Origin of the sequence: Stenotrophomonas maltophilia, from assembly GCF_013464485.1 — a bacterium.
Lineage (GTDB): Bacteria > Pseudomonadota > Gammaproteobacteria > Xanthomonadales > Xanthomonadaceae > Stenotrophomonas > Stenotrophomonas maltophilia_AW.
The window spans coordinates 91,432-108,893 of sequence record NZ_RAUX01000028.1 but is presented as its reverse complement, the minus strand read 5'-3'; the positions used below and the strand labels follow the sequence as shown (position 1 = coordinate 108,893).

The following is a 17,462-nucleotide window of genomic DNA, read 5'->3' as shown; positions in this document are numbered from 1 at the left end:
GGTCGTGGCCCGCACCGCGTAGACCCCCACCCGGGTGGGGGTGGTTGCCCCCAACGAGCCCGTACACCCGGCCACGCCTGGCCTACACTGCGGGTTCCTCCGACGGAAACGCACGCGTGGTCTCCAGCTGGATCCTGCTGCTGGTCTCGGTTGCCTATGCCGCGCTGCTGTTCGGCGTGGCGTGGTGGGGTGACCGTCGGCCGATGTATCCCGACCGGCCGTGGCTGCGGCCGGTGGTCTACAGCCTGGCGCTGGCTGTGTATTGCTCGTCGTGGACCTTCTACGGCGCGGTCGGCACCGCCGTGCGCAATGGCGTGGGCTATCTGCCGATCTACATCGGCCCGTTGCTGCTGCTGCTGTTCGGCTGGCGCATCATCGAGCGCCTGGCGCTGATCGCGCGCAGCCAGAACGTGGTTTCCATCGCCGATTTCATCTCCTCGCGCTTCGGTCGTTCGCGACGGTTGGCGGCACTGGTGGCGATCATCGCGCTGATCGGCATCATTCCGTACCTCGCCCTGCAGTACAAAGCGGTGGCGATGAGCCTGCAGGTGCTGACCGGCAACACCGGCCCTACCGGTTTCTTCACCGACCCGGCCCTGTACGTGGCGCTGCTGATGGCGTTGTTCGCCACCCTGTTCGGCACCCGCCAGGTCGATGCCACCGAGCACCACCACGGCATGATGCTGGCGATCGCTTTCGAATCGGTGATCAAGCTGCTGGCGATGGTGGCGGTGGGCGTGTTTGCCTATCTGTGGCTGAGCAACCGCACCGACGCGGTGGTCGAGTCGGTGCATACGCTGTTCACCGGGCTGCCGCCGGTAGGCTTCATCTCGCAGACCCTGCTCAGTTTCCTCGCCATCGTCTGCCTGCCGCGCCAGTTCCACGTGGCCGTGGTCGAGTGCGGTGACGTGCGCGATGTGCGCCGCGCGCGCTGGATGTTCGGCGGCTATCTGGTGCTGATCTCGGGCATGGTGCTGCCGATCGCCACCGCGGGCGTGACCCTGTTCGGTACTGGCGGCAGCGTCGCCGACGATTCGATGGTGCTGGCCCTGCCGCTGGCCGAAGGCCGCAACGCGCTGGCGCTGATCGCCTATGTGGGCGGTTTCTCTGCCGCCACCGGCATGGTCATCGTCTCGTCCATCGCGCTGGCCACCATGGTCAGCAACGACCTGGTGATGCCAGTGCTGCTGCGCCGCAGTGGCGACCACCAGGAGGCGGCCGATGTCGCCTCGCGCGTGCTCTGGATCCGCCGCCTGGCGATCCTGCTGCTGGCGCTGATGGCCTACAGCTACTACCGCACCAGCAGCAACGACAGCACGCTGGCCTCGTACGGCCTGATGGCGTTCGCGGCGGTGGCGCAGTTCGCGCCGGGCCTGATCGGCGGCCTGTACTGGCGCGGTGCCAGCCGTCGCGGCGTCGAGACCGGCATGCTGCTCGGCTTCGCCACTTGGTTGTACACGCTGCTGCTGCCGGCGATGACCATGGCCGGCTGGGTCGATGCGGCCTGGGTGCAGCACGGCCCGTTCGGCATCGAGTGGCTGCGCCCGCAGCAGCTGTTCGGCATGACCGGCTGGGATCCGCTGACCCACGGCACCTTCTGGTCGCTGCTGGTGAATGCGGCAACGATGATGCTGGTGTCCGCGCGCTGGCGCCCCGGCGTTGACGAGCGCTTGCGTGCCGCGCCGTTCCTCGACCCCTATGCCGAGCGCCCGTCGGTGGCCGGTGGCTGGCCCGGGCATGTGCATGTGGGCGATCTGCTGGCACTGGCCTCGCGCGTGGTCGGCGAGCGCCATGCGCGGCGTTCGTTCTTCGAGCAGGCGCAGTCACTGGGCCGTGAACTGCAATCCTCGGCGCCTGCCGACCGCCCGTGGGTGCAGTTCACCGAGCGCCTGCTGGCCGCGTCGATTGGCGCGGCCTCGGCGCGCCTGCTGCTGACCAGCCTGCTGCGTGGCTCGGGCATGGACCTGGGCGAAGTGGTGGCGGTGCTGGATGAAGCCGGGCAGGAACTGCGCTTCAACCGCGAGATCCTGTCGACCACACTGGAGAACATCAGCGCCGGCGTCAGCGTGGTTGATCCGGACATGCGCCTGACCGCCTGGAACCGCCGCTACCAGGACATGTTCGGTTACCCCGACGGCATGCTCTACGTGGGCCGCCCCGTGGCCGACCTGATCCGCTACAACGCCGAGCGCGGCGAGCTGGGCGAAGGCGATATCGAGGTGCAGATCAACCGCCGCATCGGCTACATGCGTGCCGGTTCACCGCACGTGTTCGAGCGCACCCGCAGCGACGGCAAGGTGATCGAGATGCGCGGCCAGGCGCTACCTGGTGGCGGCTATGTGACCAGCTACAACGACATCACCGACTACAAGCATGCGGAAAAGGCGCTGCTGGAAGCCAACGAGACGCTGGAGCAGCGCGTGGCGGAGCGATCGCATGAGGCCGAGGTGGCGCAGCAGTCGAAGACGCGTTTCCTGGCGGCGATCAGCCACGACGTGCTGCAGCCGTTGAACGCGGCGCGCTTGTTTGCTTCCGCGCTGCGCGACAGTGATCACGTGAGCGACGAGCAGAAGCACCTGGCCGAACGCGTGGATGCTTCATTGCGTGCAGCCGAGGAACTGCTTGATGGCCTGCTCGACGTGTCGCGGCTGGATGCCGGTGGCCTGCACCCGGTGATCGGCGAGTTCGACGTGAGTGCGTTGATGCGCGAACTGGCAGCGCAGTACACGCCGGTGGCCGCAGGTCGCGGCCTGCGCCTGGACCTGTTCGCGCGCCCGGCCTGGGTACGCAGCGATCGCCGCCTGTTGCGTCGCGTGCTGCAGAACTTCCTGGCCAACGCGCTGCGCTACACACGGCAGGGGCGCATCGTGCTGGCGGTACGCCATCGCGGTGATGAAGTAGAACTGCAGGTGTGGGATACCGGTCCCGGCATTCCCGAGCACCACATGCGGCAGATCTTCGACGAGTTCCATCGCTACCAGCAGCCGTTCGACTGGGGTGAACAGGGATTGGGCCTGGGCCTGTCGATCTGCCAGCGTATCTCGCGCCTGCTCGAGCATCGCCTCAATGCACGCAGCCGGGTGGGCAGTGGCTCGATGTTCTCCATCATCCTGCCGCGGGTGGCGCCGCTGCCTGGCTACACCGAGCTGGCCACGCCGGCGTTGGCCGTGGCCGCCCCGGTGCGCAGCGATTCGCTGGCCGGCCTGCGCGTGCTGTGCGTGGACAACGACGAGGAGATCCTCGACGGCATGCGTGCATTGCTTGGCCGTTGGCAGGTGCAGGTGATCACTGCCGCCACCGTCGACCAGGCGCTGGAGAAGATCGCCGAGCGCCCGCAGGTGATGCTGGTGGACTACCACCTGCACGATCGCATGGACGGCCTGGATGCGCTGGTGGCACTGCGCGAGGCGGCCGGTTACCCGCTGCCGGGCGCACTGCTGACCGCTGATGGTCGCGATGAGCTGAAGCGGATGGCACGCGAACGCGGCTACCGCGTGCTGACCAAGCCGATCAAGCCGGCCTCGCTGCGCGCCTTCCTGGGCGCGCTGCGCGATGCGCAGTAGTGCCTGCCGCCCGGCGGTAGATCCACGCCATGCGTGGATGTGATGCACTGGTAGTGCCGGCCGCTGGCCGGCAACCACGTAATCGTGGGTGCGTTACCCCAGGCCGTGCAGGTGTTCGTACAGGATCGTCGCGCCGATGATCACCAGGATCACGCCGCCGATGATCTCGGCACGCTTGCCGACCATGCTGCCCAGCACGCGGCCGAGCATGATGCCGACAGTGACCATGGTCAGCGTGCACAGGCCGATGACCACTGCCATCACGCCGATATGCACGTCCATGAAAGCCAGGCCGATACCCACCGCCATCGCGTCGATGCTGGTGGCGAAACCGGTCAGCGCCAGCTTCCAGAAGCCGTGGTGCTGCGAGGGGTCTTCGTCCTCGTCGGCACTGTCCGGGCGCAGGCCGTTGTAGATCATGTGGATGCCCAGTGCGCCGAGCAGGCCGAAGGCGATCCAGTGGTCGAAGGCTTCGACGTACTGCAGGGCGGCGCGGCCGAGCAGCCAACCGATGATGGGCGTGATCGCCTCGATGACGCCGAAGATGATGCCGGCACGCAATGCGTCGCGGAACACCGGCTTGCGCATGGCCGCACCCTTGCCGATCGCCGCGGCGAAGGCATCGGTGGACATGGCAAAGCCGATCAGGAGGATCGAAATGGGGGACATGGGCGGCGGCTGAGGTCGGGCTAGGACGGACGCACGGCCTGCGCTCGCGCCCAACCTGACGTTGCGCGCGCGGGCCGCTGGTCTCGCCAACCATCATGGTTGTCCACGCCACGGCGCACTGGCCGAGTATGTTGACGTGGACGATTCCTGCGTAGGAATCCGGCTACTCCCCAAGGGGACGCGCAGCTTAGCATCGCGATTCACGCGCGGCGCATTTCCAGCGAAACGCGCAGGCAGGGCTGGTTTGTATAGCGATGGCTATATCGAGAGCGCAGCCGTGCCTGGTAGTGCCGGCCGCTGGCCGGCAGGTGCACCATCAAAAGCGTGCCAAGCAAGCTTGGCACCTACCGGAGCAGTGCCTGATGGTGCTGTGCCATGCCTGGAGGCCTGGGACCATCCGGACAGCCTTCGCGAACGAAAGCGATCAACGTGCGGATACTTTCGATTCTGTTGAGGGCAGGGTGAGAGGTTGCTCATCGGCTGGGCGGGTCATTGAACTGATCTGGAACTGACACCAGTCACGCATGATCTGCAGATTCGAGACCCGCTGCGGATCGTCCTCCCCGCTGGGCCCCACTGCACGAATGCGCAATGCAGCGATGCTTCTCTCGAGATCGTCGACATGGGTGAACAACTGCTCATTGGCTGCATATTCAAGATCGGCGAAGAGCCGCTGGTACCTTGGATAGCCGAGATCAGGCATGAACCTGCCACTCACGCGCCAGGATTCATATCGGAAGCACTGGACTACACCAATCTTCAAGCCGTCGGTATCGATCAGTGTCCAGGTGTCCATCGTTCCGGGCGGGAAGTTGGAACTTCCAGCTTGAGACCGAATCCATCATCCCGCCAGAGCTGATTGCGTCATCGGCGGGGCTGGGCAAAAGTGCCAAGCAAGCTTGGCACCTACCGAAGCAATTTCAGGCGGCTTCAGGCCAATGCCGGCCAGCGGCCGGCACTACCTTCAGTCTTCTTCTGGCGGCAGCACGATGGCGTCGTCGTCGATCGCCAGCTTGCCGGCCATCAGCACGGCCTGGGTGCGGTTGGTGACGCCCAGCTTGCGCAGGATGGCGGTGACGTGGGCCTTGATCGTCGCTTCGGAGACGTTGAGGTCGTAGGCGATCTGCTTGTTCAAGCGACCGGCGCCCAGCATCTGCAGCACGCGGAACTGCTGCGGGGTCAGCTCGCGCAGGCGCTGGCCGACTTCGCGTTCCTCGCGCTCGGTCGGCGGCACGTTGTGCGCTTCCGGCGGCGCCCAGGTCTCGCCATCGAGGATGGTGCCCAGCGCGTGGCCGATGGTGTCCGAGTCGGCTGACTTCGGAATGAAGCCCAACGCGCCATGATCGAGTGCACGCCGCATCACCGTGGCTTCCTCGCGCGCGGACACCACCACCACCGGCAGGTGCGGGTGCAGCGAGCGCATGTGCACCAGTGCGTTGAAACCCTGCGCACCGGGCATGTTGAGGTCCATCAGGACCAGGTCGGCGTCGTTGTGCTGGTCGGCCAGTGCATACAGCGCTTCCACGCTGTCGGCCTCGAACAGCTGCACGCCGGGGATGACCCGCTGCACGGCGCCGCGCAGGGCTTCGCGGAACAGCGGGTGGTCATCGGCAATCAGGAGGGTGGTCATGGGTCGAGCTTATCGATCAGGAAAAAGAGCGACGTGATGGCAGGTGCAGGACGGGTCGGACATGGCCGGGTCCCTCCTCCCGGCCAGGTCCCTGGCGCGTCCTGCGCCTGCAGTCACGCCATCAGCGCACCTTGCGCTCGTCCACCAGCGACGCCACCACCGACGGGTCGGCCAGGGTCGAGGTGTCGCCAAGCTGGTCCGGCGCGTTCTCGGCGATCTTGCGCAGGATGCGGCGCATGATCTTGCCCGAGCGGGTCTTCGGCAGGCCCGGCGCCCACTGCAGGTGGTCCGGCGTGGCGATCGGGCCGATTTCCTTGCGCACCCAGGCGACCAGCTCCTTCTGCAGCTCGTCGCTCGGGGCCTCTTCGGCCACCAGGGTGACGTAGGCGTAGATGCCCTGGCCCTTCACGTCGTGCGGGAAACCGACCACGGCCGCTTCGGCCACCTTCGGGTGCGAGACCAGCGCGCTTTCCACTTCGGCGGTGCCGATGCGGTGGCCGGACACATTGATCACGTCGTCGACGCGGCCGGTGATCCAGTAATAGCCGTCCTCGTCGCGGCGGCAACCATCGCCGGTGAAGTAGCTGCCCGGGTAGGTGCGGAAATAGGTGTCGATGAAGCGCTGATGGTCGCCGTACACCGTGCGCATCTGGCCCGGCCAGGAATCACGGATGATCAGGTTGCCCTCGGTCGGGCCGTCCTGGATCTCGCCATCAGCATTGACCAGCGCCGGCTGCACGCCGAAGAAGGGCAGGGTAGCCGAACCTGGCTTCAGATCCATCGCGCCGGCCAGCGGCGAGATCAGGATGCCGCCGGTTTCGGTCTGCCACCAGGTATCCACGATCGGGCAACGGCTGTCGCCGACCACCTCGTAGTACCAGCGCCAGGCTTCCGGATTGATCGGCTCGCCGACGCTGCCGAGCAGGCGCAGCGAGGCGCGTGAGGTCTTCTTCACCGGCTCCTCGCCCTCGCGCATCAGCGCACGGATGGCGGTGGGCGCGGTGTAGAAGATGCTGACCTTGTGCTTGTCGATGACGTTCCAGAAGCGCGAGGTGTCCGGGTAGTTCGGCACGCCCTCGAACATCAGCGAGGTCGCGCCATTGGCCAGCGGGCCGTACACGATATAGCTGTGGCCGGTGACCCAGCCGACGTCGGCGGTGCACCAGTAGATGTCGTCCTCGCGCAGGTCGAACACCGCTTCATGGGTGTACGCCGCGTACAGCAGGTAACCGCCGGTGGTGTGCAGCACGCCCTTCGGCTTGCCGGTGGAACCGGAGGTATAGAGGATGAACAGCGGGTCTTCGGCGTTCATCCGCTCCGGTTCGCAGCTGGCCGGCTGGCTGTCCACCACATCATGGAACCAGCGGTCGCGCGGCGCCTGCATGTCCACCGCGCCGCCGGTGTGGCGCACCACCAGCACGGTTTCAACCGTATTGGTGCCGGGCAGCTTCAGCGCGGCATCGACGTTGGCCTTCAGCGGAATCCTGCGGCCACCGCGCAGGCCTTCGTCGGCGGTGATGATCAACTTGCTCTGGCAGTCGCTGACGCGGTCGGCGATCGAGTTCGGTGCGAAGCCACCGAACACCACCGAGTGGATCGCACCGATGCGCGCGCAGGCCAGCATGGCCACCGCAGCATCGACGATCATCGGCAGGTAGATGGTGACCCGGTCGCCCTTCTTGACCCCGAGGTTGCGCAGCGCGTTGCCGAGGCGGCAGGTGCGCTCGTACAGCTCGCGATAGGTCACGTGCTGGGCCGGCGCATCCGGGCCGTCCGGTTCGAACAGCAGCGCTGTCTTGTCGCCGCGCTTCTCGAGCTGGCGATCCAGGCAGTTCACGCTGGCGTTGAGCTCGCCATCTTCGAACCACTTGATGTGGAAGTCGGACAGGTCGTAGCTGACGTTCCTGATCTTGGTCGGCTTGCGCATCCATTCCAGTCGTTCGGCGGCCTTGCCCCAGAAACCATCCGGATCGGTCAGCGAAGCCTGGTACTGCTGTTGGTAGGACGTCTTGTCGATGCGTGCCTTGGCGGCGAACTGCGGATCGACGGGGTAGATATCAGCCATGGCACCCTCACTTGCACGTTGACTTTGTGTGTGCGGTCGCAGCATTGCGGCGACCGATCCCCCTCAGTTTGCCCCATCCACCCCCGGTCGCGTCACCACCCTGGTTAGACCATGGTCGAAAGTGAGCGCCCAGCAGGGCCGGGTTCGACCAATGGCGAATAGCCGCTATACATAATCGCCCCGCAGTCTCGGCTCGACCGTGCCCCACGCGCGGCATCACCTTGCCACTTGGGAGAGAGGGCAACATGAGCCACCGTACGTTGAAAGCCGTGCGCACACCTTTGGCGGCCTGCCTGTTGGTCGCCCTGGTCGCACCGGGCATGGCGTTCGCAGAGACCGCCAAAGAGAAGGCGCTGGAAGCACGCGTTGCCGAACTGGAACGCCAGGTCCAGCTGCTGCTGTCTTCGCAGCAACAACAACAGACCCAGATCAGCCAGACCCAGCAGGCCGTAACCGAAGTCCGCACGGTACAGGCCGAGCAGAAGCCGGTCGCACAGGTGCCGGCCGGCAAGCAGCCGATCCAGGTCACCACCATCACCCCGGGCGCGGCGCCGGGCACCACGGTCAAGATCGGCGGCTTCATCAAGGCCGACTTTCTGGCCACCCAGACCAGCGATGGCCAGCTGGCCGACGACGCCACCGGCCGCTCGCTGTACCTGCCGGGCCAGACCCCGGTGGAAGGCGCCGGCGGCAGCGGCAAGCGTTCCGGCACCGACTTCAACGCCCACGCCAAGTTCTCGCGCTTCAACCTGGGCATCGACAACGTGAGCGAATCGGGCAACAAGGCCGGTGCGTTCTTCGAGATGGATTTCTTCGGCAATTCGCTGGGCAACCAGACCGCCACCAATACCTACGGTGTGACCCTGCGCCACGCCTACATGTACTGGAACAACTGGATGGCCGGCCAGACCTGGTCCAACTTCATGGACGCGGCCGCACTGCCGGAAGCGGTCGACTTCGTCGGCCCCACCGATGGCGTGATCTTCGTGCGCCAGGCCCAGGTGCGTTACACCCAGGGCGGCTTCAGCGTCGCGCTGGAAAACCCGGAAACCACCACCCTCACCGGTACCCGCAACCCGGTCACCGGGGCCTGGACCAACGCCAGCGCCAACTCCGATCGCGGCAGCCTGCCCGACCTGACGATGCGTTATGGCTGGAAGGGCGACTGGGGCACCTTCGGCGTCGGCGGCATCGTCCGCCAGCTGAAGGTCGACAACCAGGCCACCGGCGCCAAGGCCGACAAGGTGGCCGGCGGCCTGACCCTGGGCGGCAAATGGGTGATGGGTGACAGCGACTCGCTGCACTACCAGCTGACCGGCGGCGAAGGCATCGCCCGCTACATCGGCCTGGGCATCACCGCCGACAGCGCCTACGACGTGGCCCGCGACGAGCTCAACCCGACCGGCGTGCTTGCCGGCTACGTGGGCTGGCGGCATGCGTTCTCGCCGAAGCTGCGCACCAACCTGATCTACGCGCGCAGCGACTACGACAACGACAGCATCCTCGGCCCGCTGGTGACCAAGAGCGTGCAGAGCATCCGCGGCAACATCTTCTATTCGCCGCTGCCCAAGGTCGATATCGGTGCGGAGCTGATGTACGGCCGTCGCGAAGTGGAGAACGGCAACAAGGGTGACATCACCCGGTTGCAGTTCACCACGAAGTACAGCTTCTGATCGAGTGCCGACCAACGGTCGGCACCTACTGAATTGAGTGCCGACCAAGGTCGGCACCCACCTAGATTGAATGCCGGCCAAGGCCGGCATCTACAGAGGGAAAACGTCCCATGTCCAGCACTGCATCAAGCCCGCACAATCCAGCGGGCACCCTGACCAAGGGCCACAAGAAGGTCATCTTCGCCTCGAGCCTCGGTACGGTCTTCGAGTGGTATGACTTCTTCCTGTACGGCTCGCTCGCCGCCATCATCGCCAAGCAGTTCTTCAGTGGTGTCAATGAAACCACGGGCATGATCTTCGCCCTGCTGGCGTTCGCTGCCGGCTTCTTCGTGCGTCCGTTCGGCGCAGCCTTCTTCGGCAGCCTCGGCGACCGCATCGGCCGCAAGTACACCTTCCTGGTCACCATCCTGATCATGGGCATCTCGACCTTCCTGGTCGGTGTGTTGCCCAACTACGCCTCGATCGGTTTCGCCGCACCGGTGATCCTGATCATCCTGCGCCTGGCCCAGGGCCTGGCGATGGGCGGCGAGTACGGCGGTGCCGCCACCTACGTGGCCGAGCACGCGCCGGACGACAAGCGTGGCCTGTACACCAGTTTCATCCAGTGCACCGCCACGCTCGGCCTGTTCATGTCGCTGCTGATCATCCTGGCCTGCCGCTACTTCCTGGGCAATGAAGCCTTTGAAGCCTGGGGCTGGCGCATCCCGTTCCTGGTCTCGATCCTGCTGCTGGGCATCTCGGTGTGGATCCGCCTGCAGCTGAGCGAATCGCCGCTGTTCCAGCAGATGAAGTCCGAGGGCAAGGGTTCCAAGACGCCGTTCCGTGACAGCCTGAAGGGCGGCAACCTGAAGCTGATGCTGCTGGTCCTGCTCGGCGCTGCGGCCGGTCAGGCCGTGGTCTGGTACGGCGGCCAGTTCTACGCGCTGTTCTTCCTCAGCAGCATGCTGAAGGTCGATGCCACCACCTCCTACCTGCTGATCGCCGCCGCGCTGGCGCTGGGCGTGCCGTTCTTCATCTTCTTCGGCTGGCTGTCCGACCGTATCGGCCGCAAGAAGATCATCCTGGCCGGCTGCCTGCTGGCGGCTGTTACCTACATCCCGATCTTCAAGGGCCTGACCCACTTCGCCAACCCGGCCATCGAAGAGGCCCGCAGCAGCTCCCCGGCCCTGGTCGTGGCCGATCCGAACACCTGCTCGTTCCAGTTCGATCCGGTCGGCCTGCGCAAGTTCACCAGCTCCTGCGACGTGGCCACCGCCGCGCTGACCAAGGCCGGTGTGCCGTATGACGTGCAGCCCGCCGCCGCCGGTTCGCTGGCGATGGTGAACGTGGGCAGCGCCAGCGTCACCTCGTATGAAGCCGCTGGCCTGACCAAGGAAGAAGGCAAGGCCAAGGCCGACGCGTTCGGTGCGGAACTGAAGACCGCGCTGACCACCGCCGGCTACCCGGCCAAGGCCGATGGCGCACGCATCAACATCGCCGGCACCATCTTCATGCTGTGGCTGCTGGTGCTGTACGTGACCATGGTCTACGGCCCGATCGCCGCCTACCTGGTCGAACTGTTCCCGACCCGCATCCGCTACACCTCGATGTCGCTGCCGTACCACATCGGCAACGGCTGGTTCGGTGGCTTCCTGCCGGCGATCTCGTTCGCGCTGGTGGCCGGTACCGGCAACCTGTACTACGGCCTGTGGTACCCGATCATCATCGCGTTGATGTCCGTGGTGATCGGCGGCCTGTTCCTGCGCGAGACCAAGGACGTGGATATCACCAAGTAAGCATGATGTTCATCGGATGAAGGAGAGGCCGTGGTGCAGACCACGGCCWTTCTGCTTGTGGAAATRGGGGAATTGAGGCGGGGTAGAGTCGACTGTTAGTCGACTATCGCGCGCAGCGCGGGGTTTCCAGATGTCCCGCCAAGGGCAGTCGACTAACAGTCGACTCTACCGTTACATGGCGCGGCACGCCGTATAGTCGGCCCATGACCACCACCGCCCCAGCCGACCTCCCCGCCATCCTGCACACCCTGCGCAGCGCCTGGCAGTCGCAGCGCCCGTCGCTGGACCAGCGCGAGAATGACCTGCGCCGCCTGCGCGAGGCGTTGAAGCCGCGTCTGGACGAAATGGCTGCGGCCATCGCCGAAGACTTCGGCCACCGCGCCCACACCGAATCGAAGCTGGCCGACGGCATGAGCGTGCTGTCGGCCATCGACCACCTGCGTCGCCACCTGCGGCGCTGGTCGAAACCGCAGCGGGTGGGCGCCGGTTGGCGGCTGTGGCCGGCGCGTGCGCAGCTGCGGCCGACACCGCTGGGCGTGGTCGGGGTGATCTCACCGTGGAACTACCCGGTCACGCTGGCGCTGGTGCCACTGGCCACCGCGATTGCCGCTGGTAACCATGTTTTGCTGAAGCCGTCCGAACACACGCCGCGCACCAGTGCGTTCCTGGCCGATCTGCTGGCCAGTGTGTTCCCGCCCGATCGTGTGGCGGTGGTGCAGGGCGGGGCGGACGTGGCTGCAGCGGTGTCGTCGCTGCCGCTGGACCATCTGCTGTTCACCGGCTCCACCGCGGTGGGTCGCAAGGTGATGGCCGCCGCCGCCGAGCATCTGGTGCCGGTCACGCTGGAACTGGGCGGCAAGTCGCCGGCGATCGTCTGCCGCGATTTCCCGCTGGAGAAGGCCGCCGCGCGGCTGGCCACCGGCAAATGGTTCAACGCCGGCCAGACCTGCATCGCGCCGGATTACGTGCTGATCGACACCGCGCGCCAGCGCGAGTTCGTGCAGGCGCTGCAGCAGCAGGTGCGCGAACGCTACGGCGATTTCAGCGATGCCGGCGACTACACCCGCATCATCAACGACGGCCAGTACCGGCGCCTGCAGGGCTATCTGGCGCAGGCGCGCGAACGCGGCGTGCCGGTCATTCCGCTGGCGCAGGTGGATGAGGCACGTGCCGACCGCGAGCGCCTGCTGGTGCCGACCGTGGTGCTGGACCCGCCGGACGACCTGGAGCTGATGCGCGAGGAGATCTTCGGCCCGATCCTGCCGGTGCGCGCCTATCCGGACCTGGAGGCGGCGCTGGCCGACGTGCTGTCCCGCGACCGGCCGCTGGCGCTGTATCCCTTCAGCCATGACACGGCGACGGTGGAGCGCATCCTCGGCCAGGTGGTGGCGGGTGGGGTGACGGTGAATGACACGCTGCTGCACTTCGCCGCCGATGGCCTGCCGTTTGGCGGGGTGGGGGCCAGCGGCATGGGTGCCTACCACGGCCGCGCCGGGTTCGATGCGATGAGCAAGCGGCTGCCGGTGCTGTGGCAGTCGCGCTGGGCGGCCAGCGACCGGCTGCGGCCGCCGTATTCGAAGATTGCGGGGTTGTTGCGGTTCCTGCTGCGGTAACGCCGGCGGGGATCATCGGGTTGCCGGCCWGCGGCCGGCACTACCGGTAGGTGCCAACCTTGGTTGGCACGCGGGGCATCCATGCGCCAACCAAGGTTGGCGTCTACCAAAGCAGGGCCGGGTAGAATGCCCCCATGAAGATCGCCTCGTGGAACGTCAATTCGCTCAATGTCCGCCTGCCGCACCTGGAGCAGTGGCTCAAGGAGTTCGGCCCGGACATCGTCGGTATCCAGGAAACCAAGCTGGAGGACCACAAGTTCCCCGATGCGGCGCTGATCGCCGCGGGTTACCGCAGCGTGTTCGCCGGCCAGAAGACCTACAACGGCGTGGCGCTGCTGTCGCGTGAGCCGGCGCAGGACGTGCAGATCGGCATCCCCGGCTTCGAGGACGAGCAGAAGCGCGTCATCGCCGGTACCTTCGGCGACCTGCGGGTGATCAACCTGTACGTGGTCAACGGCCAGGACATCGGCACCGACAAGTACGACTACAAGCTGCGCTGGCTGGAAGCGGTGCATGCCTGGATCGCCGAAGAACTGCAGCGGCACCCGAAGCTGATCGTGATGGGCGACTTCAACATCGCCCCGGACGCGCGCGACGTGCACGACCCGGAGGTGTGGAACGAAAACCACATCCTGACCTCCACCGCCGAGCGCGGCGCACTCAACAAGCTGCTGCAGCTGGGCCTGCACGATGGCTTCCGCCTGCACAACGACGAAGCCGGGGTGTTCAGCTGGTGGGATTACCGCGCGGCCGGCTTCCGCCGCAACCTGGGCCTGCGCATCGATCTGACCCTGGTCTCCGATGCGCTGAAGGGCAGTGCGGTGGCTGCGGGCATCGATCGCGAGCCGCGCACCTGGGAACGCCCGAGCGACCATGCGCCGGCGTGGGTGCAATTGGAATGAACGAACGGGGCCCGACGATTGCCGGGCCCGTTCTGGAACGCCTGCCGGGCATGGCCCGGCGCGACCCTCAGATCACCGTATGCTCTTTCGGGTGAACAGGTTGACGATCGCCAGAAGGATCACCGCACCGATCAGCGAGAACAGGAAGGTGCGGATGGTGATCGCTTCGTTGATGCCGCCGCCGAACAGCCAGCCGGAAATCAGCGCGCCGACGATGCCGACCACGATGTTGAGGATGATGCCCTGCTGGGCATCGCGCTTCATGATGATGCTGGCCAGCCAGCCTACGATGCCGCCGACGATCAGCCAGATGATGATGCCCATGATCGAACCTCCGGTGGGGAACTGTGACCAGTTGACGCGCAGGGCTGTGAACCCGTCGTGCAATCGTGTGATGGGCGCGTGCGGATGAGCCTGCCAGCCACCCTCGACGGCCCGTGGCGCTTTGGTCCGGTGACGGTCTGGCGGCGCCCGCACGTGCCGGGCCATCGCGGCGAACCGCAGGCACGGCAGGTACTGGCACAGGCACTGGACACCGATCCGGAGACGCTGCCGCTGGTCCGCGACGACAAGGGCCGGCCGGAACTGAGCGGCGCGCTGGCCCACTACGGTACCGGCTGGAGCCACAGCGGCGAGGTGCTGCTGGTGGCGCTGGGCGAGGGCGTGCGGCTGGGCGTCGACCTGGAGCTGCTGCGGCCGCGGGCGCGCCTGCTGGAGATCGTGCAGCGCTTCTTCCACCCCGAGGAAGTGGCCTGGCTGGAAAGCCTGGACGAGGCCGGACGCGAGCACTGGTTCTTCCGCGTGTGGTGTGCAAAGGAAGCGATGCTGAAGGCGCATGGGCAGGGCATCTCGTTCGGCCTGCACCGCCTGCAGCTGGCACCAGGGGCCGATGGCGCCCTGCACCTGCGCTGGTGCGACCCGGAACTGGGCGAGGCCGCGCGCTGGCACCTGCACGAATGGCAGGCCACCGGGCAATTCCGCGCCGCATTGGCCTGGTATCCACACTGAAGCGGGGAATCAGCGTGCAAAACCGGCGATAATGCCGGCATGAGCGAACACCCACTTCCCGCCAGCGTGGCCGCCACGCTGGAACAGGGCCTGGCCAGCATGGGCCTGGACGCCGCGCTGGCGCCGCCGCTTCTGCGCTACCTGGCCCTGCTGCACCGTTGGAACGGCACCTACAACCTCACTGCCATCCGCGATCCGCAGGAGATGGTTACCCGCCACCTGCTCGATTCGCTGGCGATGCAGCCGTTCGTGGCCGATGGCAGCCTGGCCGACCTCGGCACCGGCCCCGGCCTGCCCGGCATCCCGCTGGCGATCGCCTGCCCGGGCCTGCAGGTCACCCTGGTGGAGAGCAACGGCAAGAAAGCGCGCTTCATGCGCGAGGCCGTGCGCCAGCTGGGCCTGGACAACGCCCGCGTGGCCGAATCGCGCGCCGAAGCCCTGGACGAGGCAGGTCGCTACGACCAGCTGACCGCGCGCGCGATGGACACCCTGGCCGGCATCGTCCGCGTCGGCGGCCACCTGCTGCGCCCCGGTGGCGTACTGCTGGCCATGAAGGGCGTCTATCCCCATGAGGAGATCGCGGAGCTGCCGGTTGGCTGGCAGGTGCGCGAGGTGACCCCGCTGGACGTACCCGGCCTGGCCGGCGAACGCCACCTGGTCACCGTTACAGGTCCCTGATTGCCATCGCCAGCCCCTTGTGGAACAAGAGGTTGGCGATTCACGATTTCCGCCCGGGGCCGGTTGTACGCATAATGACCGGTCCCAACCATCCGTCGACGAGGCACACCTGCATGGCCCGCATCATCGCCATCGCCAACCAGAAGGGTGGCGTCGGCAAGACCACGACCGCCGTCAACCTGGCCGCTTCCCTGGCCAACGCCCCCAAGCGCGTGCTGCTGGTCGACCTGGACTCGCAGGGCAACGCGACCATGGGCAGCGGGGTGGACAAGCGCGAGCTGGCCGCCTCCACCTGTGACCTGCTGCTGGGCGAGAACAGCGCCGCCGATGTGCGCGTGCAGACTGCCGAGGGCTACGACCTGCTGCCCGGCAACATCGACCTGACCGCCGCCGAGATCCAGCTGATGGGCCAGAGCGAGCGCGAGCAGCGCCTGAAGCGCGCATTGGCGCCGATCCGCGACGAGTACGACTACATCCTGATCGATTGCCCGCCGGCGTTGTCGCTGCTGACGCTCAACGCGCTGGCCGCCGCCGATTCGGTGATCGTGCCGATGCAGTGCGAGTACTACGCACTGGAAGGCCTCAGCGCGCTTGTGGAAACCATCGAAGCGCTGCGCACCAGCCTGAACCCGGCGCTGGAGATCGAAGGCGTGCTGCGCACCATGTTCGATGTGCGCAACAACCTGGCCAACGCGGTGTCGGCCGAGCTCACCGAGCACTTCGGCGACCGCGTGTTCCGCACCATCGTGCCGCGCAACGTGCGTCTGGCCGAGGCGCCCAGCCATGGCCAGAGCATCGTCGGCTACGACCGCGCCTCGCGCGGTGGCGTGGCCTACCTGGGCCTGGCCGGCGAGATCATCCGCCGCAACAACGAACGCAACAAGGCCGCCAAGGCCGTGGAGACCGTCTGATGACCAGCAGCAAGCCGGCAGCCAAGAAGCGGGGCCTCGGCCGTGGCCTGGATGCGCTGCTGGGCCCGAAAGGCGCGGTCAGCCAGGTGCAGGCCACCACCGCGGTGATCGAGCCGCTGCCGGGTGAAGTGCTGCGCAAGCTGGCCGTGGGACAGCTGCAGCCGGGCAAGTACCAGCCGCGCCGCGAGATGGACGAGGGCAAGCTCTCCGAGCTGGCCGACTCGATCAAGTCGCAGGGCGTGATCCAGCCGATCCTGGTGCGTCAGCTGCCGGCGGGCAACTACGAAATCGTCGCCGGTGAACGCCGCTGGCGCGCTTCGCAGCTGGCCGGCCTGGACGAAGTGCCGGTGGTGGTGCGCGAGCTGGAAGACCGCACCGTCATCGCGATGGCGCTGATCGAGAACATCCAGCGCGAAGACCTCAACCCGCTGGAAGAAGCCGAGGCGCTGCAGCGCCTGATCAGCGAGTTCACCCTGACCCATGCCGAGGCTGCCGAGGCCGTCGGCCGCTCGCGTGCGGCGGTGTCCAACCTGCTGCGCCTGCTGGAGCTGCCGGTGGCAATCCGCCTGCTGCTGGAAACCCGCCGCCTGGAAATGGGCCATGCCCGCGCGCTGCTGACCCTGGCCCCCGAGCTGGCCGGCAAGCTGGCGCAGGAAGCGGCCGATGAAGGCTGGTCGGTGCGCGAGGTCGAGCGCCGTGCGCAGGCCTTCGCCGCCGGCAAGGTGCCCAGCAATCGCCCGGTGGCCGCGCCGAAGGTGCAGCAGGCCGACATCGCCTCGCTGGAAACCGAGCTGTCCGAATCGCTGGGGGCCAAGGTGGCGATCAGCCATGGCCGCGGTGGCAAGGGCAAGCTGATCATCCATTACACCGACCTGGATACCCTGGACGGTGTGCTGGAAAAGCTGCGTACGCGCCAGGGCTGAGCCCGGCGCAAAGACAGGGGGGGCGGCCTGTTCCTGCCGCGTCCTGTAATTG

The 17,462-nt window shown here is 66.7% G+C and carries 14 protein-coding genes and 1 riboswitch; of the genes, 9 read left to right on the top strand and 5 right to left on the bottom strand.

Going from position 1 to position 17,462, the window contains the following annotated elements; genetic code table 11:
- Positions 1-116 precede the first annotated feature (116 nt).
- Entirely contained in the window at positions 117-3,563 is a 3,447-nt protein-coding gene (locus D7Y61_RS12675) for a NahK/ErcS family hybrid sensor histidine kinase/response regulator (RefSeq protein WP_180866523.1), read from the top strand.
- Positions 3,564-3,656: 93 nt separating this feature from the next.
- On the opposite strand, the gene mntP is transcribed toward D7Y61_RS12675, so the two are convergent.
- The 4 genes from mntP to acs form a co-directional block, all read right to left on the bottom strand.
- Complete coding sequence (gene mntP, locus D7Y61_RS12670) at positions 3,657-4,232, bottom strand: manganese efflux pump MntP (protein ID WP_049462252.1); 576 nt, start codon at positions 4,230-4,232, stop codon at positions 3,657-3,659.
- A gap of 88 nt (positions 4,233-4,320) precedes the next feature.
- Positions 4,321-4,410: riboswitch (yybP-ykoY riboswitch) on the bottom strand.
- Positions 4,411-4,656: 246 nt separating this feature from the next.
- Positions 4,657-5,028, bottom strand: a complete 372-nt coding sequence (locus D7Y61_RS12665) for a hypothetical protein (protein ID WP_180866522.1) — start codon at positions 5,026-5,028, stop codon at positions 4,657-4,659.
- A gap of 168 nt (positions 5,029-5,196) precedes the next feature.
- On the bottom strand, positions 5,197-5,862 hold the full coding sequence (locus D7Y61_RS12660; RefSeq protein ID WP_005411662.1) for a response regulator transcription factor: 666 nt from the start codon (positions 5,860-5,862) through the stop codon (positions 5,197-5,199).
- Between the two features lie 121 nt (positions 5,863-5,983).
- Positions 5,984-7,927, bottom strand: coding sequence for an acetate--CoA ligase (gene acs / locus D7Y61_RS12655; protein ID WP_180866521.1), 1,944 nt, complete (start codon positions 7,925-7,927; stop codon positions 5,984-5,986).
- Positions 7,928-8,172: 245 nt separating this feature from the next.
- Here acs and D7Y61_RS12650 point away from each other — a divergent pair, with 245 nt between their 5' ends.
- The 4 genes from D7Y61_RS12650 (at position 8,173) to xth (ending at position 13,890) form a co-directional block, all read left to right on the top strand.
- The gene (locus tag D7Y61_RS12650) at positions 8,173-9,600 is read left to right on the top strand and encodes a DcaP family trimeric outer membrane transporter (RefSeq protein ID WP_019337935.1); all 1,428 of its coding nucleotides are present in this window, start codon (positions 8,173-8,175) and stop codon (positions 9,598-9,600) included.
- A gap of 110 nt (positions 9,601-9,710) precedes the next feature.
- Positions 9,711-11,375: an MFS transporter gene (locus D7Y61_RS12645; protein WP_180866520.1), complete on the top strand. Its 1,665-nt coding sequence runs from the start codon at positions 9,711-9,713 to the stop codon at positions 11,373-11,375.
- 203 nt (positions 11,376-11,578) lie between these two features.
- Positions 11,579-12,988, top strand: coding sequence for a coniferyl aldehyde dehydrogenase (locus D7Y61_RS12640; protein WP_180866519.1), 1,410 nt, complete (start codon positions 11,579-11,581; stop codon positions 12,986-12,988).
- 134 nt (positions 12,989-13,122) lie between these two features.
- Positions 13,123-13,890: an exodeoxyribonuclease III gene (xth, locus tag D7Y61_RS12635; RefSeq protein WP_180866518.1), complete on the top strand. Its 768-nt coding sequence runs from the start codon at positions 13,123-13,125 to the stop codon at positions 13,888-13,890.
- 72 nt (positions 13,891-13,962) lie between these two features.
- On the opposite strand, the gene D7Y61_RS12630 is transcribed toward xth, so the two are convergent.
- Positions 13,963-14,214 (bottom strand): GlsB/YeaQ/YmgE family stress response membrane protein, encoded by a 252-nt coding sequence (locus D7Y61_RS12630; protein WP_005411656.1) that lies wholly within the window; start codon positions 14,212-14,214, stop codon positions 13,963-13,965.
- An 84-nt stretch (positions 14,215-14,298) separates the two neighbouring features.
- On the opposite strand from D7Y61_RS12630, the gene D7Y61_RS12625 reads away from it, so the two are divergent.
- From D7Y61_RS12625 to D7Y61_RS12610, 4 genes are all read left to right on the top strand, one after another.
- Positions 14,299-14,898 carry a 4'-phosphopantetheinyl transferase family protein gene (locus D7Y61_RS12625; protein ID WP_180866517.1) on the top strand — a complete coding sequence of 200 codons (600 nt, stop codon included), beginning with the start codon at positions 14,299-14,301 and terminating at the stop codon, positions 14,896-14,898.
- 39 nt (positions 14,899-14,937) lie between these two features.
- Entirely contained in the window at positions 14,938-15,576 is a 639-nt protein-coding gene (gene rsmG, locus D7Y61_RS12620; protein WP_180866516.1) for a 16S rRNA (guanine(527)-N(7))-methyltransferase RsmG, read from the top strand.
- A 113-nt stretch (positions 15,577-15,689) separates the two neighbouring features.
- Positions 15,690-16,487, top strand: coding sequence for a ParA family protein (locus D7Y61_RS12615; RefSeq protein ID WP_005411653.1), 798 nt, complete (start codon positions 15,690-15,692; stop codon positions 16,485-16,487).
- Complete coding sequence (locus D7Y61_RS12610) at positions 16,487-17,410, top strand: ParB/RepB/Spo0J family partition protein (protein WP_032128473.1); 924 nt, start codon at positions 16,487-16,489, stop codon at positions 17,408-17,410. The genes D7Y61_RS12615 and D7Y61_RS12610 overlap by 1 nt, the downstream gene beginning before the upstream one ends.
- Positions 17,411-17,462: the final 52 nt, after the last annotated feature.